This is a genomic window from Mesorhizobium sp. M1E.F.Ca.ET.041.01.1.1 (genome assembly GCF_003997355.1).
In the GTDB taxonomy this organism is placed as follows: Bacteria; Pseudomonadota; Alphaproteobacteria; order Rhizobiales; family Rhizobiaceae; genus Mesorhizobium.
Map to the genome: position 1 here is coordinate 1 of NZ_RZSL01001103.1, position 957 is coordinate 957.

At 66.0% G+C, this 957-nt stretch carries 1 protein-coding gene and 1 pseudogene; both read left to right on the forward strand.

Going from position 1 to position 957, the window contains the following annotated elements; genetic code table 11:
* Positions 1-650, forward strand: a pseudogene (locus EOA38_RS37685) (acyl CoA:acetate/3-ketoacid CoA transferase); the annotation flags it as partial.
* Positions 643-957: enoyl-CoA hydratase/isomerase family protein (locus EOA38_RS37690; RefSeq protein ID WP_145966341.1), on the forward strand; the 315-nt coding region annotated here is incomplete at its 3' end. The pseudogene EOA38_RS37685 and the gene EOA38_RS37690, both read left to right, overlap by 8 nt.

Below are 957 nucleotides of genomic sequence, written 5' to 3' on the forward strand. Positions count from 1 at the left end.
AGCATGGCAAGGTCACCTGGGTGATCGAGCAGGGCGCGGTCGGCGGCGTGCCGCTGCTCGACTTCAAGTTCGGCTGCGCCTCGAACGCCGAGGCGATCATGCCCTCGCCGCACCAATTCATCTATTTTCAGGCCGGCGGCTTCGACGCTTCGCTCTTGTCCTTCCTGCAGATCGACCGCCATGGCTCCGTCAACGTCTCGAAGCTTTCGGCAAGGCCGCACGTGACGGCCGGCGCCGGCGGCTTCGTCGACATAACCGCGCGAGCGAAGAAGATCGTCTTCTCCGGCTTCTTCAACGCCGGCGCCAAGCTTTCGCTGGCCGATGGCGCCATCCGCATCGACCAGGAAGGCAAGGTCAAGAAGATCGTCGAGGAGGTCGAGCACATCTCCTTCTCGGGAAAACGCGCGGTCGCTCAGGGGCAGGACATCACCTATGTCACCGAGCGCTGCGTGATGAAGCTGACGCCGGATGGGCTGATGGTGACGGAACTCGCGCCCGGTATCGATCTCGAACGCGACGTGCTGGCGCAGGCCGACATCCCGCTCGCTATCGCCAACGACCTCAAGGTGACGCCTGCCTCGCTCTACCAGGACCGGCCGATCGGCCTGTCGCTCAATGGCGGCGCTTCGCTCGGAGGCGCGCATGGCTGAGCGCCTCGTCACCTTCGAGCAGGACGGCGCCATCGGCGTCGTCATGCTGCGGCGGCCGGAAAAGTTCAACGCGCTCGACATTCCCATGTTGCGGGCACTCGAAACCGCACTCGACGAGGCGGAACTGGCCGGGGGCGTCCGCGTCGTGCTCATCCGCGGCGAAGGCAAAGGCTTCTGCGCCGGCGGCGACGTCGAGGCCTGGGCACAGTTGAGCGCCGCCGACTTCCAGGTGCAATGGGTCCGCTATGGCCATCGCGTCTTCGACCGGCTGGCGCGTCTCCGCCAGCCGACCGTCGCCGTACTGTCC